This is a genomic window from Pseudomonas sp. Tul2A7, assembly GCF_054790505.1.
In genome coordinates this window covers 2,890,181-2,912,989 of sequence record NZ_CP186499.1, presented here as the reverse complement: position 1 = coordinate 2,912,989, position 22,809 = coordinate 2,890,181, and the positions used below count along the sequence as shown (strand labels likewise).

Below are 22,809 nucleotides of genomic sequence, written 5' to 3'. Positions count from 1 at the left end.
GGGCTGGATTACTTGTGGTAAGGGTGACCGGACAGCACGGTCCAGGCACGATACAACTGTTCGCCGATCAGGATCCGCACCAGCGGGTGCGGCAACGTCAGCGGCGACAACGACCAGCGCTGATCGGCACGGGCGCAGACTTCCGGCGCCAGCCCTTCGGGGCCACCAACCATGAAATTGACCGTGCGCGAATCCAGCCGCCAACGGTCAAGTTCGACCGCAAGCTGCTCGGTGCTCCAGGGTTTGCCGTGGACTTCCAGCGTGACGATCTGCTCGTTCGGCCCGACCTTGGCCAGCATGGCTTCGCCTTCCTGGCGGATGAATCGGGCCACGTCGGCATTCTTGCCACGGGTATTGAGCGGTATTTCCACCAGTTCCAGCGCCAGCTCGGACGGAAGACGCTTGGCATATTCATGCCAGCCTTCTTCCACCCACTTGGGCATGCGTGAACCGACGGCGATCAGGCGCAGTCGCACAGCAATCCCTTACAGCTGGTCTTTGTTGAGCTTGGTGAAATGCTCGTGGGTGTTTTCCGGGCTGTGGTGCTTGGCGTCGGCCGCACGGCTTTGCTCGGCACCGGCCCACAGGCGCTCCAGATCGTAGAACTGACGCGCCGAGGCAGTCATCATGTGCACGATTACCAGGTCCAGGTCGAGCAGCACCCAGTCACTGTCGCCCTTGCCTTCTTCGCCCAGCGGCTTGGCGCCCTGCTTTTTGACTTCTTCGCGAACCTTGTCGAGCATCGCGTTGATCTGGCGGTTGGAGGTACCGGTGGCGATGATCATGTAGTCAGTGATGCTCTGCTTGTCGCGAACATCAATGATCTGGATGTCTTGCGCCTTGACGTCTTCCAGAGCGGCTACGGCAAGCTTGACCAGTTCGTCGCCCTTCAGCGGCTCATTGGTGTTGACCGGTTCTGGCAGCGGGGCGCTCTTGAATGTGCCTTTGCGCTTTACTTTGGTTTGGTCTTTGTCAGTCATATAAAACTCGTTTTGCTCGTATATTCGGCGGCTTGGCGACACGTGGATTCGTATCAGTGAAGCACGCCTTGTTCAGTTCGACGCACGGTACAGACCGTGCGCATCGATGTAGGCCAGGACCGCGTCGGGCACCAGGAAACGTACCGACTTACCGCTGGCCAGCAGTTGACGGATCTGGGTGGCGGAAACCGCGAGCGGTGTCTGCCAGACGAATGCAATCTGTCCGCTCGGCCCTTTCAGGGCCAGCGGGTCGCTCACCGAACGCGCTGCCAGCAGGTTGCGCAAGGCATCCGGCGGTTCGCTGTCGGCGTCCGGGCGCTGTAGCACCAGGATGTGGCAATGCTGGAGCAACTCTTCCCAGCGGTGCCAAGTGGGCAGGCCGCAAAATGCGTCCCAGCCCAAAAGCAGAAAAACCTGGGTCTCGGCGGGCATTTCAGCGCGCATCGACTCCAGGGTATCAATGGTCCAGGACGGCTTGTCCCGCTGCAATTCGCGGGCGTCCACCACCAGCGGCGGCATGCCGGCCACCGCACACTCGACCATCGCCAAGCGATCCTGCGCCGACACCTGCGGCGTACCGCGATGTGGCGGCCGCGCGTTCGGCATCAGGCGCAACTCGTCGAGCGCCAGCGCTTCGGCGACTTCCAGCCCACCGCGCAAATGGCCGATGTGTACCGGGTCGAACGTGCCGCCCAGTACGCCGATACGACGGGGGCGGGGCTCGCTGCCGGTTTGCGGCGCTGTCAGGTCGAGGTCGGTCAAGTCAGACCGGCGCCTGGCCGCGCAACTGGCCATCACCGACCACGACATACTTCTCGCACGTCAGTCCTTCGAGACCTACCGGGCCACGGGCGTGCAGCTTATCAGTAGAAATGCCGATCTCGGCACCCAAACCGTATTCAAATCCATCGGCGAAGCACGTCGGCGTGTTGATCATCACCGACGCCGAGTCGACTTCCGCCACAAACCGGCGGGTGTCGGCGAGGTTTTCGCTGACGATCGAGTCGGTGTGATGGGAGCCGTAATGGTTGATGTGTTCAATGGCCTGATCCAGACCGTCGACCACGCGGATCGACAGGATCGGCGCCAGATACTCGGTGTTCCAGTCGTCTTCGCTGGCGGCAACGGCGTCGATGATCGCCCGGGTGCGCTCGCAGCCACGCAGTTCGACGCCTTTTTCGCGGAACTGCGCCGCCATCGACGGCAGGAAATCCTTCGCAACAGTTTCGTCAACCAGCAAGGTCTCCATCGCACCGCAGATGCCGTAACGATAAGTCTTGGCATTGAAGGCGATGCGCTGGGCTTTGAGAAGATCGGCGTGGGCGCTGACGTAAACGTGGCAGATGCCGTCCAGATGCTTGATCACCGGCACCCGGGCATCGCGGCTGATGCGTTCGATCAGGCCACGGCCACCGCGCGGCACGATCACATCGACGTACTCAGGCATGGTAATCATCGCGCCAACGGCGGCACGGTCGGTGGTCTCAACCACTTGCACCACGGCAGCGGGCAGTTCGGCTTCGGCCAGCCCGCGCTGAATGCACGCGGCAATCGCCCGGTTGGAGTGAATCGCTTCGGAGCCACCGCGCAGGATGGTCGCGTTGCCGGACTTCAGGCACAGGCTGGCGGCATCGATGGTCACGTTGGGCCGGGATTCGTAGATGATCCCGATCACGCCCAGCGGCACGCGCATTTTGCCGACCTGAATCCCCGACGGACGGAAGCTCATGTCGCGGATCGCACCGACCGGGTCCGGCAGTGCCGCGACCTGACGCAAACCGACGATCATGCCGTCGATGCGCGCCGGGGTCAGCTCCAGACGCTCCAGCAGGGCCGGCTCCAGACCATTGGCGCGACCGGCGGCCAGGTCCTGTTCATTGGCTGCGGCAAGCTCGACGCGCGCAGCGTCCAGGGCATTGGCAGCGGCCTGCAAGGCGCGGTTTTTCTGCGCGGTGCTGGCACGGCCGATGACCCGGGAAGCTGCGCGGGCGGCGCGACCCAATCGGGTCATGTAGTCAAGAACGGACTCAGTCATGGTCTGCTGGGGTCTTGGCAAAGAGGAAAGCGGCAGATTATAGCTGTCGCGTCACGGGACTAACAGCGGTGACGGGCGGATGGTCGAAATGAACGTTGATTCGCCGGTGTTCAGGCTCAATTAAGCCGTGCGTTGTTATCATCTCGACCTCTTCAGCCTGGATAAACATTGCCCGCCATGTCCAACCTGACCGTTCGCAACCGCGCCGAACGCCTGCCGCTGGGGCTCCCGGACACGTTTTTCGACCGTGACGCGCAAGTGCTGGCCCGCGATCTGCTCGGCAAAGTCATCCGCCATCGGATCGGCGACCTGTGGCTCAGTGCGCGAATCATTGAAACCGAAGCGTATTACTGCGCAGAAAAAGGCAGTCACGCCTCCCTCGGCTACACAGAAAAACGTAAGGCTTTGTTTCTGGATGGCGGACACATCTATATGTATTACGCCCGCGGGGGTGACTCCCTGAACTTCAGCGCACAGGGGCCGGGCAATGCGGTACTGATCAAATCCGCCTATCCGTGGGTCGATGAAATCAGCGGCCCGGCGAGCCTGGCGCAGATGCTGCTGAACAACCCGGATGCTCAGGGCCGTCCGCGCCCGTCGCAGAAGCTCTGCGCCGGTCAGACCTTGCTGTGCAAAGCACTGGGTTTGAAAGTTCCGATGTGGGACGCCAAACGTTTCGATCACCAATTACTTCTGGTAGAAGACACCGGGCCTGCGCCGTCGCACATCATTCAAACCACACGCCTGGGCATTCCCCATGGCCGTGACGAGCACTTGATGTACCGCTTCGTCGACTCAGCTTATGCGCAATGGTGCACGCGGAACCCGCTTCGACGCGGCCAGGTCGAAGGCCGGGATTATTTCTTGCTGTAACCCCCAATGCAGGAGTTGCCGAAGGCTGCTCCTACACAGGGCTAATCAATGATTGGAGTTTTTCTGTATGGGCCCATGGCTCGATAGCGTGACCGGTTGGCTGGCGGCCAATCCACAGTGGCTGGCCGCGGCGGTATTCATTGTTGCCTTTGTCGAATGCCTGGCGATTGCGGGGCTGATCGTGCCTGGCACGGTGCTGTTGTTTGCCGTGGCCGCACTGGCTGGCAGCGGCGCGCTGTCGTTGAGTGAAACCCTGTTGCTGGGCTTCCTCGGCGGCATCCTTGGCGATTTGATCTCGTACTTTCTCGGTCGACATTTCCACCAGAACATCCGACGACTGCCGGGACTGCGCCATCACCCGGAATGGATGGCCGGCGCCGAAACCTATTTCCAGCGCTACGGGATCGCCAGCCTGTTGGTAGGACGCTTTATCGGCCCACTGCGCCCGATGCTGCCAATGGTCGCCGGGATGTGCGACATGCCCTTCCCGCGCTTCGCCGCCGTCAGCTTGTTGGCCGCCGCAGGCTGGAGCCTGGCCTATCTGTTGCCCGGTTGGGCCACCGGCGCGGCGTTTCGCTTGCCATTGCCGGAGGGTTTCTGGCTTGAGGCCGGGATCGTCGCTGCCAGCATCGCGGTCATGGTCGGCCTCAGCGCGAACAGCAGCCTGCGCCGTCACCGCCGGGCGACGCTGTGGATCAGCAGCATGAGCCTGTTGATTCTGCTCGGTCTGTTCATCGGCTATCCGTATTTGACAGCCCTCGACCAAGGCGTGATGACGCTGGTGCAGGAACATCGCCAACCGCTGCTGGATGAAATCGCCGTCACCTTTACCCTGATCGGCGAGTTCCGCAACATGCTGATGTTCAGCGTTCTGCTGACAGGTCTGCTGTTGCTGTGCCGCCAGTGGCGTCAGGCCATTTTTGCCGCAAGTACCCTGCTGTGCACGGCGCTGGCCAACACGGTGACCAAGCTGTTTTTCGCAAGGGTTCGTCCGGAAATACTAGCCGACCCGATTACCAGCTTCAGCATGCCCAGTGGCCATGCCTCGGGTTCGTTCGCACTATTCCTGACCCTGGGCGTCCTCGCTGGCCGCGGTCAACCACCCCGCATGCGCTTGACCTGGCTGCTGGTTGGCTGCATTCCGGCCCTGGCGATTGCCCTTTCACGGGTTTACCTGGGTGCGCACTGGCCGACCGATGTCCTCGCCGGCGCGATGCTGGCGGCATGTGTCTGCGCTGCAAGCCTGTGGCTGAACCAGCGCCAGGGCCCCCTCAATGCAATGCCTTTCAAAGTCTGGTGGCTGATTCTGCCGGCACTGGTGGCACTGTTCAGTTTCTTCGCGTTTCGCCACCTGCCCCACACACTATTGCGTTACGCGTACTGATTAAACCTGTTTGTCCCTTTCCCCTATCCGCCACTCTTTGAGGATTATTCCGACAAGAGTGGCGCGATCTCCCTACGCCCCCTTAATACCTTCCCGGTAAGTATTCCTCGCTTAATAACTCCAGCTACCTACATCACCCCGCCCTATAAAATTCAAGTTACATATTTAACCGCAGCATCGTAACAACGCGCCCACTGCCCGACAAAAAATCAATTACATTGAAACCGCCAGAACTTCAAAACCAAAAAATCAAATAACCACTGACAAACTTTCATATGCAACACACAAACATCACACGCACTCAATCAGCAACTTAAATACCCATGAACCCAATCAACTCCGAGTAATCCATGAGTCCAAAAACACCGCGCAAACCACCCACTGTATCGTCGCACCCCATCGAATCCATTACGCCGCCTGCGCGCCAGCCGGACTTCGCTTCTACACGTGCACACTGGCCTTTCGATTCCCGTCTTTCAACACACGCCACTCGCCCCCAGACGCCTGATCCGGCCATCGAATACCTCCCGCCAGCCACGTTGCACATCAGCGAAATGCCGACACGGAGCATTGACGGCCACGCGAACGAACACCCTGTGGACAAATACTGGCTTCACGCCCCTTTCCTGCGGGGAATGCAATCCGCCAACGATGAGGGCTGGCGTTTCATCGTCGGCCGCCGGTTTGTCGATGTCGAACACGACGGAGGCCTGCGCACCGCGCATGTCGATCTGGACGAAAAACTCAAAGTCTATCGGCTGAAACTGCTCAAAGACCGTCATGCACTTGGCCCGATCATCTACAAAAATGAAGGGCGGCCAACCTGGCGCCTGACCTCCGACGACATTGCCACCAACCGTGTCCGCCAGACCGCACAAACGGCAGGCGAGCCTGCTCCCAAGCGTCGCTCTGCATTCACGGACGAACAGATCGATCAGCCCTCTGCTGCCAAACAACCGCGCACGATGGAGGCGCCGACATTCATCGACCCGAACCGCTACAGGCCATCGGATCGTTCTCCGGATGCTCAGGGCTATTACGAACTTGAACCGAGACCGGGCTCAACGCGAACCGACTCACTGTTTGCATTCCGCGATCGATACGCCCGATGGATCCAGGTCGCCCCGCCCGTCAACGGGTTTGGCGCCCCCGCCACGCATTTGCAGCAATGGACCGATCATCAGATATGGCAGGCGTACGCCGTGGAAGGCCAGGACATCGCGCGATTCCGGATCGAGGCCCAGGCTTCGGGCGGCCCGCCACGCTGGGCCGAGCCACGAGACATGCCGAACGCGGTCGAGGCATTGCTGGGAAGCTCACTGCGCTGGCTGCATCCGTCCATGACCGCGACAGAACGCGAGACATTCCTGCAGTCATACAACTTGCTGCCAAGCCAGTTGACCCGCTTGCAGCAGCACCTCAAAAGCGAGCTGAAGTTGCCGGCGTGGGCAACGGCGCATAAACGTCTGACGCAAGACATCGGCAACCCGCATCGCCTCGACCAGCTGAGTCGGGATGCTATCAGCGAACTGCATTTGAAACGCCACCCGCGCCATGACTGGTACGACCCGGAACGCCTCTTGACCGTTGAGCTGCGCGAAGCGCTGTTGGCCAAACTGGGTTACCTGCGCAACCAGCACAACTGCCTTTATCGAACCGACGTGCCGGCGCTGTTTCGCGGGGATGAACGCACACCGTTCGAATTGGCGAATGACGACACTATGCTGTCCCGCTACGCACACAGTCCCGGAGCCTCCACGCATAAACCGATGAGCGCCACGTTCAGCCTCAAGGAAGGGCAGATGTATGCCAGCGCACCGGACCCGGAATACCTGCGATTCAACAGCCAGACCAACAAGTATCCCGGCAGAGCCGCAGACGATGCGTCCCCTGACAGCGATGCCGGTAACAGCAGCGACAGCAGCGCCTCTTCCGACTGGTCGGATGCCGCAAGCCCGGTCGCGATGGACCGTGAACGCAACTACGAACGGACCCGGGAGCGCCAGACACAAATGTTTATCTATGTACTGGACACCCGAGGCCTGGAAGTGGTCCCCCATGAAGTGAACTATCTGTTCAACTCGTCTGCCCTCGACGCTCCGACCACCCGGTTTCCCTCGGATGATCACGAAGGCCTGATTTCCGTGACCAAAAAAGGTCTGGACGCCAAGCGCGTCTGGTTGCTGGATTCAACCCTGAGCAAAGCGGCGAACGTTTACGACCTCCAGGAACAGGCCGGCGCAAACGCCGAACGCATCGAAGCGGCAACCCACGCAGGGCGTGCCAACCAAGATGAATACGATCGACTGATCGATGCCGCGCAAGCGGCGGGCAAACCGATACTCAAACTTTCCGGCAATAAAGACGAGTTCGGCGATGACATCACCTGGCCTGAATAAATGCACTTGAGCGCCGGTACTCGCAACAACTTCGCCTGATTAAAATCAGTTAAACGCTTTATTCAAACCGGTACGGAAACCGGGGCGGCACAACGCTTGTCATTAAAAGGATCAACTCGTGGCAAAACTTATAGAACCGGCAATCGAAATACCTCTTGGCCCCACTCTGCAGGTCACAGCAATAAGTCGTTCGGCCAATACTCATGCGCCTGCAGCCAACAATACTGAAGCCACTTCCACACTTTCAAACATAACAACAGACACACTCATTGAAGGCGATGGCGTAAAACACACACTCAAATCCCTCGATAAACATTTCGGCCCCCTGCGCATCGGTGAAGTCTGGGTGAGCCGTGTGGAACTCAAGGCCCTGGGCGCCACGGTCAACGGCCAGGTAATCAGTGCGGCGAACGCCAGCATAAAAACACCGGACCAGGCCTTTCTGAATGCACTCAACTTCAACTCGGCAACGGTCGAGACACGCGTCAGACACGCGGACATCGCCGACAGCGGGGTCGTGGCCACCCTCTTCTTTGAAATTGCCTGCAAACGTTCCAGCGACGCCTCGGCGCTGTTCGTCAGCGGCAGACCGCTGCCCGCCGGCAGCGGAATGGATCGCCTGAACCAACTGAGCCACGCTGCACAAACCCTGGACATTCATCGCGTCGACTCGTTTGAAAATGCACCGGGCTGGGTCAGCAAATCCAAAAGCTACCTGATGAGTGGTGCCGGTGTCGGCTTGCAGGCATTCGGGATTTACAGCGGCTACATGGCGATGATGGATGCCATCAAAAAAGGCGACACCCTGGAAGCCGTCTACCAGGGGAGTTCGATTGCTGCCGAATTCGGTTCTCTGATCATCGAACGCGGCCTGACCAAAACCGGCGAAGCGATGCTCAGAAACGGTTCGAGGGCGTTTGGGCGATTCCCGCTGACGTCGGCCGGCAAATACCTGAGTCGGGGTGCCGGCCTCTTTGCCAGCGCAATCACCCTGCCATTCGACATCAAGGATGCCGTGTCCTCGTTCAATGCGGCCGCGGCGACCAGCGGCAAGGAGGCACAGGATCACTACGTCGCCGGCGCTCTGAGTGTCGCCAGTGCGGGCATCAGCCTGGCCCTGGGCGCAGCGGCGCTGGCCGGTTTTGGCAGTGTCGCCGGCCCGTTGGGCCTGGCCGCAGCGGCCATCCTCATTCTCGGGTCGATGATTTACCAGGCCGCGCGAGTGGTCGACGATATTGATGATTACATCGAACTGAGCGCCCATGAACGCTTGCGCTCCGGCTGGTTCGCCTTCACCGGGCAGGAGCTGGATCAAGAAGTGCTGGACCGCTTCAAAATCTCCAAGGCATTCAGTGATTACACCCGGCAACGGGAGGTCTCGACCAAAGCCTTGCTGGAAGGTGCCTACAAGAACTTTGCCGAATATGTGGTCAACGGCAGCTTCAGTGTCGAACTGCAACCCTTGAAAATCTGGCGTCACCAATGGAATGAGCGCGCCGGAGAGCAAGCGTTCAAGCTCGACAGCGAAACAGTCATCATCGGCGGCGACGACATCATTGATGCCCGCAACGGCATACCGCCAAACCTCGCGGGTAGCGTCAAAGGCACGCCCGGCGATGACAAAGGCGTGTTCTGGCGCCTCGATGACGGCAACGACCAGGTCGTCGGGGTCAAGGACAAACCTAACTTCTTCAGCTATCGGGAGGGCACGAAGACCCTGACCGGGGGCAGCAAGGCCGATGAGTTTTACTTCGAAACCACCGACAAGTTGCTCAATCAGCAAGCAGCGCCATCCGGTATCAGCACGCTCGATGGCGGCGAAGGTTCCGACACCCTGGCCTTTGAAGGCCGCCGCCCCGTCACTGATACTCGCCACCTCGGTTACAACATCAATCTGCAGACCGGCAAGGTCGCCCTGCGCAGCCATGACCAGACCACGACTGCGATCGAGATCGCACACGTGCGCGCGATCGAAAACATCTCGACATTGCGCAATGGTGTCAGTCTGGTCACCGGGAGCAGCGAGGCCAATCGCATTTCGGCCAATGGCAATGATCACATCGCGGCCGGTGACGGTGACGATACCATTGCCATCCGCGGTGCCGATTGCCGTGTTGACGGAGGTCTCGGCCTGGATCGCTACTACATCGCGAACACCTCAGCCAGAACCACGATCATTGAAGACGGTGAGCAGTCGAGTGTCATCGAACTGGGCTGGCCCATCGAATGGATCCAGCGTTGGCAGATCGTCGGCACTTCACTGCTCGTCAGTTCATTGCGTGGCCGGGACGGTGAGGACCCCGAGCATGTCCTGACTATCGAAAACATCTACCAATGGGTCGACGGTCAACGTCACCTGAAAAATGGCCAATTGCTGTTCAAGACCCAGGACGGCTATGAACTGCTGCCTGCCCTGCCATCGCTGATGCAGGGGGCGCCGGCGCAGGATGTTGAAGTGGTCGTCAGCGTCATCGGCAAATCCGCTGCCACCGAGATCATCAATGGCGGCACGGTCACGCTCACGGAGCAGGGATCGAAGCGGCATTTTGTGGCACGCACCGAGCGCAGGGTCGAATTCGTTGCCGGGCCCGGCCTGCGCAAAACCTCCAGAGTCATCTATCTGGATTACAAGGATGCCGAGATGGTCGATGTGGTCGTCAATTACCATGTCGAGAAGCGCGCGGGCGTATCGCTCAACTCCCACCTGTACTACAGCAACATCAATATCTCGCTGTTGCTTCCAGAGAAAATAGTGACGCTCAAGGGCGTCGTCCAGACATCGACGTACGCCAATGGCTACAGCGGCCAAAACAGCCTGAAGGTCACGACTGCTCATCTGGCACAGGACATTGCCGTGGTAATGCAGGACGGCGTCTCTTACCGGCTGCAATTGCCTGACCTGCCCTATCTGTCGGACGCCATGGAACCGGGCAGCAAGATTCGCAAGGCCGCTGGCTGCCTGAAGCCAAGACATGGTGAATATCTGTTTTCCCGGCCAACGATTGCCCGCACCATCGCGCTGCCGGCCACACCCAACCGGGTCGATATAGAGGCCGCATCCCACAACGGCATCTATGTTCTCCAAGGCGCAAGTTCGTCCTACGACATCTACCTGACCAGCAACATGATCATTCGCCTGATGACTCCGGGAGCCCAAGCAAGAACGAGCAATGCCTCGACCTGGAATCTGTTCACCGCGCGGATGACCGAGGCGATCAGCCGCGATGACATCAAACTGGACGCCGAGCGCCTGTGGGTGGGGAGCGCCCTGATCGAGTTGCCGACCATAGAAGATGACATGCCGGTCGAGTCGGTGAGCGTAGTGACCCGCTCCGGCAACATCTATGAGGTCGCCTTGCTGTTTGAAGTGCTGCAACTTTACCTGATCAACGCACAGAGCTATTCGAGCGTCGATAGCCTGCTGGCCGACATTCGCCTGCACCGGCAACGCAATGAGCTGGCCGCCAGAATCATTGTCCAGCACCTTGGCGTGACGACGAAACTGGACGGCACGCTGTATTACAACTCGACAAAAGACTACTGGGGAATCGACAGCGACCCGGCCTTGCGGATCAAACCCGAAGACCTGGTCATAGCGCCGGCCAGCGCCTCTTGACCCTGACCGAAGCTGCTTGATGCCAAGCGCCCGATGTGATGTTCCTCGTCACATCGGAGCCTGACCATTATTGGGCCCGACAACGAGCGCCAGTGAATCTTGCCGAAGAAAGCCCGAACACTGCGGGCAGGTGGCAGGGGCCCATCGAAGTGTCACTATGCGAACAATTCGCCCTGCAACTCATCGAGCAACGCCTGGATTGCATCGAGTCGCTGTTGCGGATCATCGAGTTGTAGCAGGTCGATTTTGTCTTCTTCAGCGAAAGGCAACAGATAGGCCAATTGATTGGCCAAAGACTGCTGCCCCAGCGCTTCGATGCCCATGTTCAGCGCCTCGACCATCGGATGCTCCGCCAATGCCTTGAGCAGCGCCATCAGGTCGGCGTCTTCGTCCTGCAACGGTTGCTCGGGCTCCTCGTCCAGCCACTCGACATCGGCGATGATCAATTGATCACGCTGCACCTCGGTGCGTAACACGTTGAAACGTCGAGCGCCCTGCACCCGAATCCCCAGCAGACCATTGTCCTGCTGCTGGAAATCGGTGATGCGCGCCTCACATCCGACCAAGGCAAAACCTTCAGGGGCAGCGCCGACTTCATGGCCCTCAAGGATGCACACGACGCCAAAGCCGCCGCCCTGTTTCATGCAGCGGCCGATCATGTCCAGATAGCGCGCCTCGAATATCTGCAAATCGAGATTGCAACCGGGAAACAGCACCGTGTTCAGCGGGAAAAGCGGCAGACTCATAGACATTTCCTTACACCACCATCGACACCGCCAACGGCAGGAACACCGCCGTGGCCACGCCCATCAGACTCATCGCCAGCGCCGCAAAGGCACCGCACTCATCACTTTCCTGCATGGCCACTGCCGTGCCGACCGCGTGGGCGGTCATCCCAAGCGCCATGCCGCGCGCTTCCGGGCTGTGCACACCGAGGCGGTTCAACAGCGTCGGACCAAAAATCGCGCCAATCACCCCGGTGATCAATACGAACACAGCGGCCAGTGCCGCAACACCACCGATCTGCTCGGCGACCAGCATGGCAATCGGCGAGGTCACCGACTTCGGCGCCATGGTCATCAGGATCATGTGCTCGGCACCGAACCACCAGCCCAGCGCCACGCCCATGCCCGTGGCCACGACACCGCCTATCACCAGCGTAGTAAAAATCGGCCAGAACAATTGCCGAATACGCCGCAGGTTGAGATACAGCGGCACGGCCAGCGCCACCGTCGCCGGGCCGAGCAGAATGCTGAGAATTTCGGTGCTCTTGCGGTACTCGGCATAGGTCAGGCCGCAGCCGACCAGCACGCCGATCACCAACAGCATGGAGACCAGCACCGGTTGCAGAAAGATCCAGCGGGTCTTCTCGAACGCTGCCAGTACCAGTTGATAAGCGCCGAGGGTGATGCCGATACCGAACAGCGGATGATGAATCACCGAAGCCCAGGCGCCCTGCCAGTCGAAAAGCATCAGGATTCCTCCGACGCAGGCGCGTGTCGTTTGACCAAGCGCTGCATCAGCACCCCGGCGAAAGCCATCGACAGGATCAGCGACAGCACCAGCGCGCCGACAATCGCCCAGAAATCCGCGGCAATGTCGCTCGCATAAACCATCACGCCCACCGCCGGCGGCACCAACAACAACGGCAGATAACGCAGCAGGCTGCCGGCCGCGAGATTCAGCGGTTCGCCGACTTCACCGCGAATGATCAGAAAGACCAGCAACAGCAGCAGACCGATGATCGGCCCCGGCAGTACCGGCAACAGCAAATGATTGAGCGCCGTACCGAGCAATTGGAACAGCACCAGCATGGTCAGGCCACGTAGCAACATCCGACATCTCCGTCTTACTTTCCACTGTGCAAGTCGCCCGCATTATAAGCACGCCTGCGCTATGGACCGGCATTCGCCAAAAGCATGGTCGGTTGACCGGAGCAAATCGCCATGATGATCTACAGTGGTTCGCAGGGAGGTCAAATCCCCCCACCTGAAAAACTATAAAACCGATGAACCCAAGGAGAGTCTCAATGCCCTATGTTCCAGTTGCAGAGCTCAAAGATTATGTCGGCAAGGAACTCGGACGTTCCGAATGGCTCACCATCGATCAGGAACGCATCAACCTGTTCGCCGAAGCCACCGGGGATTATCAGTTCATTCACGTCGACCCGGTCAAAGCCGCGCAAACACCTTTCGGCAGCACCATTGCCCACGGTTTCCTGTCGTTGTCGCTGATCCCCAAACTGATGGAAGACATCCTGATCCTGCCGCAAGGCGTGAAGATGGTGGTCAATTATGGTCTGGACAGCGTGCGTTTCATTCAGCCAGTGAAGGTCAATTCCAAGGTTCGGCTGAAGGTCGATCTGGGTGAAGTCACCGAGAAAAAACCCGGGCAGTGGCTGCTCAAAGCCACCGCGACACTGGAGATAGAAGGCTCGGACAAACCGGCCTATATCGCCGAGCCACTGTCGCTCTGCTTCGTCTGATCGTTCCGGATGCGAAGCAGCGCACGCTGTTTCGCGTCAACACTGGTTTTACCGGCTGCATTAGGTCACATAGCTGCGGCATACTCGGTCGCCTAATTGCCCGGATCCCGCTATGCGCTCAATTGCACGTCTTGCACACCTTGCCTTGACCCTGATGCTCACCGCTTGCGGCGACGGCGAATCGCTGTTGCCGCCGGATGCGCGCCTGCCCGACGGCGGTCGCTATCGCGGTGAACTGGTCGATGGCTTGCTGCAAGGTCAGGGCCGCGTCGACTACCCCAACGGCAGTTGGTATGCCGGGCAGTTCGACAAAGGTCAGTGGCATGGGCAGGGCGAATGGCATGGCAGCAACGGCGAGGTCTATCGCGGACAGTTTCAGCAAGGCCTGTTCGACGGCCAAGGCAGCCTGACCACCAACGCCAGCAGTTACACCGGCGGCTTCAAACAGGGACGTCGCGAAGGCGAAGGCACCCTGAAAGAAAACGCCATGACCTACCGTGGCGAATTCAAGGCCGACCAATATTCCGGGCTCGGTCGTCTGGAAATGGACGACGGCAGCTCCTATCAAGGCCAGTTCGCCCACGGCAAACCCAACGGCGAAGGCCAGCGTGGCGACGCCAGCGGCAACTCGTTCACCGGGCATTTCGTCAACGGGCAGCTGGAAGGCAACGGCACCTTCAACAGCGCTGACGGCGATATCTACGTCGGCGGTTTCAAGAACAATCAATTGCACGGCAAAGGTCGCTACGAAAACGCTGACGGCGACGTCTGGCTCGGCCAGTTCAAGGAAGGCGCACTGACCGGCAAGGGCGAACTGATCGGCGCCGACGGCAGCCACTACATTGGCACGTTCAGTGACTGGCGCTTCAGCGGTCAAGGCCGCTTGAACCTGCCTGATGGCAGCTTCTATATCGGCGGCTTTGACAACGACAGTTACGCCGGACGCGGCACCCTGGTGCTGACCGATGGCAGCGTGATGAGCGGCACCTGGATCAACGGCCAGCGTGTGCGCGACGCCGACGGCAAGTTGCTGCCCGATACGCTCGAGCTCGGTTTGCTGGCTCAGGGCCGGTTGCTCGATGACGCATTGGCCGCCATCCCAGCGTCGACTCCAGCGGTCGAGCTGTACACCCTGACCCTCGGTGGCGACGGCAAGCAAAGCGTGTTCCTGCGCGAATCCGACTATGTCGCCAACATGCTCAACACGCGCTTCGGCGCCTATGGCCAGGTCCGTCTGGTCAACCACCGCGACCACCTCGGCGACCGGCCGATGGCCACCCGCGAGAACCTGCGCCGCGCCGCACAAACCCTCGCCGAACGCAGCGGCCCGGAAGACCTGCTGTTCATCTACCTGACCAGCCACGGTACCGCCGAGCATGAACTGGTGCTCGACCAGCCACGCATGGAGCTGGCCGACCTGCCCGCCGATGAACTCGCTGCCGTGCTGGCACCGCTGAAAAATCGCGACAAGATCATCGTGATTTCGTCGTGCTACTCCGGCGGTTTCATCCCGGCGCTGAAAGACGAACGCACGCTGATCATGACCGCCTCGCGCGCGGATCGGGTGTCCTTCGGCTGCTCGGAAGAAGCCAACTTCACCTATTTCGGCGACGCACTGTTCGCCCAAGCGCTGAACCAGACCGACGATCTGGAGCAAGCCTTCAAACTGGCCAAGGCCACCGTCGCCGAGCGTGAACTGGCGGACAATTTCGAAGCCTCGGAGCCGCAGATCTGGGCGCCGAAAACCGTGTTGTCGCACTGGCAACTGTTGCGCAAACAGCAAGCAAGAAAAGCTTTGCAAAGTGCTGCATTGAACGACGGAGCGATAAAGAGCAACTAAGCTGAACAGTATCAAGGGAGAGACACTATGTACTTGACGCCTCAGCACGTATTGCTTGCCGGAGCCACCGGTTTGACCGGTGAACATCTACTCGACCGTTTGCTCAACGAGCCAACGATTTCTCGCGTGCTCGCCCCTTCCCGTCGCCCCTTGGCCGAACATCCGCACCTGGAAAACCCCGTCGGCGACCCGCAGGTATTTCTGCCGCAGCTCAGTGGTCGTGTCGATATCGCCTATTGCTGCCTCGGTACCACGATCAAGCAGGCCGGCTCGGAAGCGGCGTTTCGCGCGGTGGATCTGGACATGGTCGTGGCGTTCGCCAAACGTGCGCGGGAGATGGGCGCGCGACATCTGATTGTCATCAGCGCGATTGGCGCCGATCCGAAATCGTCGGTTTTCTACAATCGGGTCAAAGGCGAAATGGAGCAGGCACTGCGTGCGCAGGACTGGCCGCAACTGACCATTTGCCGGCCTTCATTGTTGTTGGGTGAACGGACTGAACCGCGTCTGGCCGAGCAGCTCGCCGGACCGTTGTCGAAGCTGATTCCGGGTAAATACCGAGGCATCGAAGCTTGCCATTTGGCGCGGGCGATGTGGCGGTTGGCGCTGGAAGAGCAGGACGGGGTACGGGTGATCGAGTCGGATGATTTACGCAAGCTCGGCAAATAATCTTCCGCCGCATGATCGTTCCCACGCTCTGCGTGGGAACGATCTGTCTAACTACAATCCGCCCGTTGCCTGAAAACTCACGCCTATCACCGTGAGCAGTGACAACGGCAACAACAGCGTATCAAGCAAGGCACTCGCCGGCAGATCCACCCCCGGATAACTCGGCGCCTCAGCCCCGAACCGATCCATCGCGCAACACCCGCCATTCAATGCATACAAATCCAGCCGCGTCCCGGAGTACACCACCGGCGCACCCGGCTTGGCCGCACCCAGCGTGCGCGCTGTCGCACACCCGGTCAGCAACAACACCAGCCCAATCGCCAGCAGCTTATTCATCGCTGCTCAGATGGTGCTCACCCCAACGCGGCAACATGTCCTGGGGAATACCCAGCAAATTGAGAATCCGCGCCACGACGAAATCGATCAGGTCATCGATGGTCTGCGGCTGATGATAGAAACCCGGCGAGGCCGGCAGAATCGTCACGCCCATGTTCGACAGTTTGAGCATGTGCTCCAGATGAATGCTCGAATACGGCGCTTCACGCGGCACTAGAATCAACTGACGCCGCTCTTTCAATGTCACATCGGCGGCGCGTTCGATCAGGTTGTTGCAGGCGCCCGTGGCAATTGCCGATAGCGTGCCGGTGGAGCACGGCACCACGACCATCGCCGCCGGAGCGCCAGACCCCGAGGCCACCGGCGACATCCAGTCTTCCTTGCCGTACACGCGGATCTGCCCGGCGGCAGCCCCGGTGTATTCGGTCAGGAAGGCCTGCATCATCTGTGGCTTGGGCGGCAACGTCACATCGGTCTCGGTGGCCATCACCAGTTGTGCGGCCTTGGAGATCAGGAAGTGCACTTCGCGATCTTCACGCACCAGGCAATCAAGCAAGCGCAAGCCGTACTGAGCGCCGGAGGCACCGGTCATCGCCAGCGTGATGCGTTCGGGGCCATTGTTCATACCAGCGCCTCGGCGAGTTTGCCGTGCAGGCCGCCGAAGCCGCCGTTGCTCATGATCACCACGTGCGTGCCGGGCTGGGCCTGGCTCTTCACGCGTTCAATGATGCCCTCCAGCGAATCGCTGACAATCGACGGCACCGTGCACAACGCGGCGGTGCCGGCGAGGTCCCAGCCGAGGTTGGCCGGGGCGTACCAGATCACCTGATCGGCATCGACCACACTGTCCGGCAAACCGTCACGGTGCGCGCCAAGTTTCATCGAGTTGGAGCGCGGTTCGATGATGGCGATCAGCGGTGCGTCGCCGATGCGTTTGCGCAAACCGTCAAGGGTGGTGGCGATGGCAGTCGGGTGGTGGGCGAAGTCGTCGTAAATGGTAATGCCGCGGACTTCAGCGACTTTCTCCATGCGGCGTTTGACGTTCTTGAACGCGCTCAACCCGGCGATGCCCATCGACGGCACTACGCCAACATGGCGCGCAGCCGCCAAGGCAGCCAAAGCGTTGGCGACGTTGTGCTGACCGGTCAGCTCCCACTCGACGGTGCCTTGCGACACGCCTTCGAACATCACCTCAAACGCCGAACCGTCTTCGCTCAACAGTTTGACCTGCCACTGACCGCCGGCACCGGTGGTCTGCACTGGGGTCCAGCAGCCCATTTCGATCACCCGCTGCAACGCAGGCTCAGTAGTCGGATGGATGACCAAGCCTTCACTCGGGATGGTCCGCACCAAGTGATGGAATTGCCGCTCGATCGCCGGCAGATCCGGGAAGATGTCGGCGTGATCGAACTCAAGGTTATTGAGGATCGCGGTGCGCGGACGGTAGTGAACGAATTTCGAGCGCTTGTCGAAGAAGGCGCTGTCGTATTCGTCAGCCTCGATCACGAAGAACGGTGTACCGCCCAGACGCGCCGATACCGAGAAGTTCTGCGGCACACCACCGATCAGGAAACCCGGGCTCATGCCGGCATGTTCCAGTACCCAGGCGAGCATGCTGCTGGTGGTGGTTTTGCCGTGCGTGCCAGCCACCGCCAAGACCCAGCGACCTTGCAGCACATGGTCAGCCAGCCACTGCGGGCCGGACACGTACGGCAGGCCTTTGTTCAGCACATATTCCACCGCCGGGTTGCCGCGCGACATGGCGTTGCCGATCACCACCAGATCCGGTGCCGGATCGAGCTGCGCCGGGTCATAGCCCTGCGTCAGTTGAATGCCTTGGGCTTCCAGCTGTGTGCTCATCGGTGGATAGACGTTGGCGTCGGAGCCGGTCACGTGATGGCCCAGCTCTTTGGCCAACACCGCCATCGAGCCCATGAAAGTCCCGCAGATACCCAGAATATGAATGTGCATAGTCGACCTCGTAAACATGGCCGCAGGTTAGCGTAGGGAGGGGGAAATCGCACTCTTTAGGTGAGGGGCGGGACTGGTTGGGCTTGGCATTTGGACTCGCCTGTAGATTGCGGCCCCTCACCCCAGCCCTCTCCCGAGGGAGAGGGAGCCGATCTGTGCTGCTTTCTAATCCTGGGTTCGACTCGATAACTCAGGTCGGCGTAAGTCGCCAAAACACTTCGATCAGAAGCTGATCTCGGTTGCTTTCAAGTCCTGAGTTCGGCTCGATATTTCAGGTCGGCGCAGATCAGTAGAGCGACCCGGTCAGTCCCCTCTCCCCTTGGGAGAGGGCTAGGGTGAGGGCCTTCTAACTGACTCGCCGCTCAATCCCATGCTTACGCAGCTTTCTATAAAGGGTATTGCGGCTGACCCCAAGCTGCTCAGCCGTATGCGTCATATGCCACCGCGTCTGCTCCAAAGTTTTAAGCAGTGCAATTCGCTCGGCATCATCCAGTGGATGCTCCGAGCACTCGGCTCGCGGAAGGACTGGACGCCCCTGCCGAATCATCACCGGCAAATCCTCCACCCCGATCCGCCCGTCATCACACAACGCCGCCAGCGTGCGCAGGACATTGCGCAACTGCCGCACATTGCCCGGCCAATTGAACGCCAGCAAAGCCTGACGCGCCGGCTCGTCGATCAGGATCGCTTCACCGCCCGCCTCTTCGGCCAGCAGAAAATCCAGCAACTGCGATTTATCACTGCGTGCGCGCAACGCTGGCAACGCCACTTCCAGACCGTTGAGCCGGTAATACAAATCCTCGCGGAAGCTGCCATCGGCGACCCGCTCCAGCAGATTGCGGTGGGTGGCACTGATGATCCGCACGTTGACCGATTCCGGCTCGCCGCCAATCGGCACCACCTGCCGATCTTCCAGCACCCGCAACAGACGAGTCTGCAAGGCCAGCGGCATATCGCCGATTTCATCGAGGAACAACGTGCCGCCATCGGCCTGCTGCAACTTGCCGCGCATGCCGTCCTTGCGTGCGCCGGTGAAGCTGCCGCCGCGATAGCCGAACAGTTCGCTCTCAATCAGGCTTTCCGGAATCGCCGCGCAGTTGAGTGCAACGAAGGCTTTGGCGGAGCGTTGACTGGCCTGATGCACAGCCTTGGCGAAGGCCTCCTTGCCCGAGCCCGTTTCGCCATTGATCAACAACGGCACGTCCCGCTCGAATACGCGCAAGGCTTTGCGGAAGTCGGCCTGCAACGCCTCATCCCCGAGGCAGATGCCCGACAGGCGCGGTGCTTCAGCCACGACTGGCGCCGATACCATCGGTAAAGGCTTGCGCGATTCACCGCGCAGCACGGCAAACAAATGCCGGCCGTCACGGGTGCGCAGCGGCCAACTGGCACTGGCATTCGCACTGGCGCGGCCAAGCAATTCATCCAGCGAACAATCGAAAAACGCTTCCACCGGTTTACCCAGCAAGCCGCCACGAATATGCCCGAGCAAATTCAGCGCACTCTGGTTGACCGCACTGATCCGCCCTTCGCCGTCAAACGCCAGCAAGCCTTCGCTGAACAGCCCGACCGATTCGGCCTGCAGATGAAAGCGCAGCAACCATTGGTTATCGAAACAGCGCAGGAAGTAGCAACTCTCGATCATCTTCGCCGACAGATTGACCAGCGCCATGGTGTGGAACTGGCTTTGCCGCGAGACATCGTGGCGCGCCGAAGACACGTCGAGCACCGCGAGCAGTTCGCCGTGCGGGTCGAACACCGGGCTCGCCGAGCAGGTCAGGCCGGTGTGGCGACCGCGAAAGTGTTCGTCCTGATGAATCGTCAGCGCCTGGCGCTCGACCAGGCAGGTGCCGATGCCGTTGGTGCCTTCGCAGGCTTCGCTCCAGTCGGCACCGAGCCACAGGCCGGCGCGTTCGAAGATCTTGCGTTCGGCCGGCGCGGTGACGCAGTTGAGGATCACCCCGCGCGCGTCGGTCAGCAATACCGCGTGGCCGGCGCCGGAGAGTTGTTGATGCAGGCTGCTCATTTCATTGCCAGCGATCTGCAGGACTTGCTGTAGTCGTTCGCGGCTTTCGAGAACGCGCCCATGTTCGAGCACGGTCGGCGCCATGCTCAGCGCCGGGTCGAGGTGATAGTCCTCAAGACAGCGCAGCCACGAACGGGCAATCGACGGATCGGCACCGGGCCCGTGCAGGTGCGGTTTGCCCTGAGTAGCGGTGAGAACCTGCTGCGCATGGCGGCTCAAATGGTTGTCGTGCATTTCTTATTGTTCTCCCCGAGGCTCGACGGCCCAATGCTGAGGTGACGCCCAGCATCCTCCAGCCACCGACGCATTGCAATGCTGGCAAGACTGCCCGGTCATCAGCTGTGCCGAAAGCGGTACAAACTGTCACCCCACCTGTACCGAAACCGTCACAGACGCCATCCGCTCGTCCGACACAAACCACCCAAGCCCTTGATTTACCTGCCCTGCAAGGCAGTGGCCCGACCTTTGCTCTACGCTTATAGCAAGCGCACTTGCGCGTTTCTCAAATAAGTACAAAGCCAAGGAGAACATCATCATGCGTTACGCTCACCCCGGTACTGAAGGCGCCAAAGTCTCGTTCAAAGCCAAGTACGGTAACTACATCGGCGGCGAGTTCGTCGCGCCTGTCAAAGGTCAGTACTTCACCAACACCTCGCCAGTGAATGGCCAGCCGATTGCCGAATTCCCCCGCTCCACTGCCGAAGACATCGACAAGGCACTGGACGCCGCCCACGCTGCTGCCGACGCGTGGGGCGCGACCTCCGTACAGGCGCGCTCGCTGACCCTGCTGAAAATCGCCGATCGCATCGAAGCGAACCTCGAACTGCTGGCGATCACCGAAACCTGGGACAACGGCAAAGCCATCCGCGAAACCCTCAACGCCGACATCCCGCTGGCCGCCGACCATTTTCGCTACTTCGCCGGTTGCCTGCGCGCTCAGGAAGGCAGCGCTGCCGAAATCGACGGCAACACCGTGGCCTATCACATCCATGAACCGCTGGGCGTGGTCGGCCAGATCATCCCGTGGAACTTCCCGATCCTGATGGCCGCGTGGAAACTCGCACCGGCACTCGCCGCCGGTAACTGCGTGGTGCTCAAGCCTGCCGAGCAAACCCCGCTGGGCATTACCGTGTTGCTGGAACTGATCGGCGACCTGCTGCCACCGGGCGTGCTGAACATTGTCCAGGGTTATGGCAAGGAAGCCGGCGAAGCGCTGGCGACCAGCAAACGCATCGCCAAAATCGCTTTCACCGGCTCGACCCCGGTTGGCTCGCACATCATGAAATGCGCCGCCGAAAACATCATTCCGTCCACCGTGGAACTGGGTGGCAAATCGCCGAACATCTTCTTCGAAGACATCATGCAGGCCGAGCCGACCTTCATTGAGAAAGCCGCTGAAGGTCTGGTCCTGGCGTTCTTCAACCAGGGTGAAGTCTGCACCTGCCCTTCCCGCGCATTGGTGCAGGAATCGATCTACGACGAGTTCATGGCCGTCGTGATGAAGAAAGTCCTGCAAATCAAACGCGGCGATCCACTGGACACCGACACCATGGTCGGCGCCCAGGCGTCCGAGCAACAATTCGACAAAATCCTTTCGTACCTGGAAATCGCCAAGGGCGAAGGCGCCGAGCTGCTGACCGGCGGCAAGGTGGAAAAACTCGAGGGCAACCTGTCGACCGGTTATTACATCCAGCCGACCCTGCTCAAGGGCACCAACAAGATGCGCGTGTTCCAGGAAGAAATCTTCGGGCCGGTGGTGAGCATCACCACGTTCAAGGACGAAGCCGAAGCCTTGGCGATCGCCAACGACACCGAGTTCGGCCTCGGCGCCGGTCTGTGGACTCGCGACATCAACCGCGCCTATCGCATGGGCCGCGCGATCAAGGCCGGTCGCGTGTGGACCAACTGCTACCACCTGTACCCGGCGCATGCCGCGTTTGGCGGGTACAAGAAGTCCGGCGTTGGCCGTGAGACGCACAAGATGATGCTCGATCACTACCAGCAGACGAAAAACCTGCTGGTGAGCTACGACATCAATCCGTTGGGCTTCTTCTAAGCGGATGGGGGGCGAGGCAGTCATTTCTGCATCGCCCCTCAGATAGCTTTCGCGAGCAGGCTCGCTCCCATAGGGAACTGCGTGCACCTGCAATGTTCGACTCGACACAACTCCAATGTGGGAGCGAGCCTGCTCGCGA

19 protein-coding genes are annotated in these 22,809 nt (G+C 60.2%); 8 read left to right on the top strand and 11 right to left on the bottom strand.

Annotated elements, in window-relative coordinates:
• Positions 1-8 precede the first annotated feature (8 nt).
• The 4 genes from rlmH to ACOYXJ_RS13115 all read right to left on the bottom strand — a co-directional run bounded on the left by rlmH (position 9) and on the right by ACOYXJ_RS13115 (position 3,015).
• The gene (rlmH, locus tag ACOYXJ_RS13130) at positions 9-476 is read right to left on the bottom strand and encodes a 23S rRNA (pseudouridine(1915)-N(3))-methyltransferase RlmH (RefSeq protein ID WP_460369828.1); all 468 of its coding nucleotides are present in this window, start codon (positions 474-476) and stop codon (positions 9-11) included.
• 9 nt (positions 477-485) lie between these two features.
• Positions 486-980, bottom strand: coding sequence for a ribosome silencing factor (gene rsfS, locus ACOYXJ_RS13125; RefSeq protein WP_016986117.1), 495 nt, complete (start codon positions 978-980; stop codon positions 486-488).
• Positions 981-1,052: 72 nt separating this feature from the next.
• Entirely contained in the window at positions 1,053-1,775 is a 723-nt protein-coding gene (gene nadD, locus ACOYXJ_RS13120) for a nicotinate-nucleotide adenylyltransferase (RefSeq protein WP_110720319.1), read from the bottom strand.
• Complete coding sequence (locus ACOYXJ_RS13115) at positions 1,744-3,015, bottom strand: glutamate-5-semialdehyde dehydrogenase (protein ID WP_460369826.1); 1,272 nt, start codon at positions 3,013-3,015, stop codon at positions 1,744-1,746. The genes nadD and ACOYXJ_RS13115 overlap by 32 nt, the downstream gene beginning before the upstream one ends.
• Positions 3,016-3,192: 177 nt before the next feature.
• Between ACOYXJ_RS13115 and ACOYXJ_RS13110 the strand changes: the two genes are divergently transcribed.
• The 4 genes from ACOYXJ_RS13110 (at position 3,193) to ACOYXJ_RS13095 (ending at position 11,287) form a co-directional block, all read left to right on the top strand.
• The gene (locus ACOYXJ_RS13110; RefSeq protein ID WP_095122085.1) at positions 3,193-3,888 is read left to right on the top strand and encodes a DNA-3-methyladenine glycosylase; all 696 of its coding nucleotides are present in this window, start codon (positions 3,193-3,195) and stop codon (positions 3,886-3,888) included.
• A gap of 67 nt (positions 3,889-3,955) precedes the next feature.
• Positions 3,956-5,272 carry a bifunctional DedA family/phosphatase PAP2 family protein gene (locus ACOYXJ_RS13105; RefSeq protein WP_460369824.1) on the top strand — a complete coding sequence of 439 codons (1,317 nt, stop codon included), beginning with the start codon at positions 3,956-3,958 and terminating at the stop codon, positions 5,270-5,272.
• Positions 5,273-5,907: 635 nt separating this feature from the next.
• A complete protein-coding gene (locus ACOYXJ_RS13100) occupies positions 5,908-7,671 on the top strand; it encodes a hypothetical protein (protein ID WP_460369822.1) in 1,764 nt (587 codons plus the stop codon).
• 355 nt (positions 7,672-8,026) lie between these two features.
• A complete protein-coding gene (locus ACOYXJ_RS13095; protein ID WP_460369820.1) occupies positions 8,027-11,287 on the top strand; it encodes a calcium-binding protein in 3,261 nt (1,086 codons plus the stop codon).
• 155 nt (positions 11,288-11,442) lie between these two features.
• Here ACOYXJ_RS13095 and ACOYXJ_RS13090 read toward each other — a convergent pair whose 3' ends face one another.
• From ACOYXJ_RS13090 to ACOYXJ_RS13080, 3 genes are read right to left on the bottom strand one after another with little or no spacing between them, the layout of a single operon-like run.
• Positions 11,443-12,033: an LON peptidase substrate-binding domain-containing protein gene (locus ACOYXJ_RS13090; protein WP_016986109.1), complete on the bottom strand. Its 591-nt coding sequence runs from the start codon at positions 12,031-12,033 to the stop codon at positions 11,443-11,445.
• 10 nt (positions 12,034-12,043) lie between these two features.
• Positions 12,044-12,760, bottom strand: coding sequence for an LrgB family protein (locus tag ACOYXJ_RS13085; RefSeq protein ID WP_034153757.1), 717 nt, complete (start codon positions 12,758-12,760; stop codon positions 12,044-12,046).
• Complete coding sequence (locus ACOYXJ_RS13080; RefSeq protein ID WP_102899886.1) at positions 12,760-13,122, bottom strand: CidA/LrgA family protein; 363 nt, start codon at positions 13,120-13,122, stop codon at positions 12,760-12,762. Before ACOYXJ_RS13080 ends, ACOYXJ_RS13085 begins: the two co-directional genes overlap by 1 nt.
• Before the next feature lie 194 nt (positions 13,123-13,316).
• Between ACOYXJ_RS13080 and ACOYXJ_RS13075 the strand changes: the two genes are divergently transcribed.
• From ACOYXJ_RS13075 to ACOYXJ_RS13065, 3 genes are all read left to right on the top strand, one after another.
• A complete protein-coding gene (locus ACOYXJ_RS13075) occupies positions 13,317-13,772 on the top strand; it encodes a MaoC family dehydratase (protein ID WP_007909575.1) in 456 nt (151 codons plus the stop codon).
• Between the two features lie 112 nt (positions 13,773-13,884).
• Positions 13,885-15,612 (top strand): C13 family peptidase, encoded by a 1,728-nt coding sequence (locus ACOYXJ_RS13070; RefSeq protein ID WP_460369816.1) that lies wholly within the window; start codon positions 13,885-13,887, stop codon positions 15,610-15,612.
• A gap of 27 nt (positions 15,613-15,639) precedes the next feature.
• Positions 15,640-16,281 (top strand): oxidoreductase, encoded by a 642-nt coding sequence (locus tag ACOYXJ_RS13065; protein WP_134177796.1) that lies wholly within the window; start codon positions 15,640-15,642, stop codon positions 16,279-16,281.
• 51 nt (positions 16,282-16,332) lie between these two features.
• On the opposite strand, the gene ACOYXJ_RS13060 is transcribed toward ACOYXJ_RS13065, so the two are convergent.
• From ACOYXJ_RS13060 to ACOYXJ_RS13045, 4 genes are all read right to left on the bottom strand, one after another.
• Positions 16,333-16,617, bottom strand: coding sequence for a YceK/YidQ family lipoprotein (locus tag ACOYXJ_RS13060; RefSeq protein WP_460369813.1), 285 nt, complete (start codon positions 16,615-16,617; stop codon positions 16,333-16,335).
• On the bottom strand, positions 16,610-17,242 hold the full coding sequence (gene ubiX, locus ACOYXJ_RS13055; protein WP_095122104.1) for a flavin prenyltransferase UbiX: 633 nt from the start codon (positions 17,240-17,242) through the stop codon (positions 16,610-16,612). The genes ACOYXJ_RS13060 and ubiX overlap by 8 nt, the downstream gene beginning before the upstream one ends.
• A complete protein-coding gene (mpl, locus tag ACOYXJ_RS13050) occupies positions 17,239-18,588 on the bottom strand; it encodes a UDP-N-acetylmuramate:L-alanyl-gamma-D-glutamyl-meso-diaminopimelate ligase (RefSeq protein ID WP_095122106.1) in 1,350 nt (449 codons plus the stop codon). The genes ubiX and mpl overlap by 4 nt, the downstream gene beginning before the upstream one ends.
• Positions 18,589-18,934: 346 nt before the next feature.
• A complete protein-coding gene (locus ACOYXJ_RS13045) occupies positions 18,935-20,848 on the bottom strand; it encodes a sigma-54-dependent Fis family transcriptional regulator (RefSeq protein ID WP_150793959.1) in 1,914 nt (637 codons plus the stop codon).
• 301 nt (positions 20,849-21,149) lie between these two features.
• Between ACOYXJ_RS13045 and exaC the strand changes: the two genes are divergently transcribed.
• A complete protein-coding gene (exaC, locus tag ACOYXJ_RS13040; protein ID WP_460369810.1) occupies positions 21,150-22,670 on the top strand; it encodes an acetaldehyde dehydrogenase ExaC in 1,521 nt (506 codons plus the stop codon).
• The last annotated feature ends 139 nt before the right edge of the window (positions 22,671-22,809 follow it).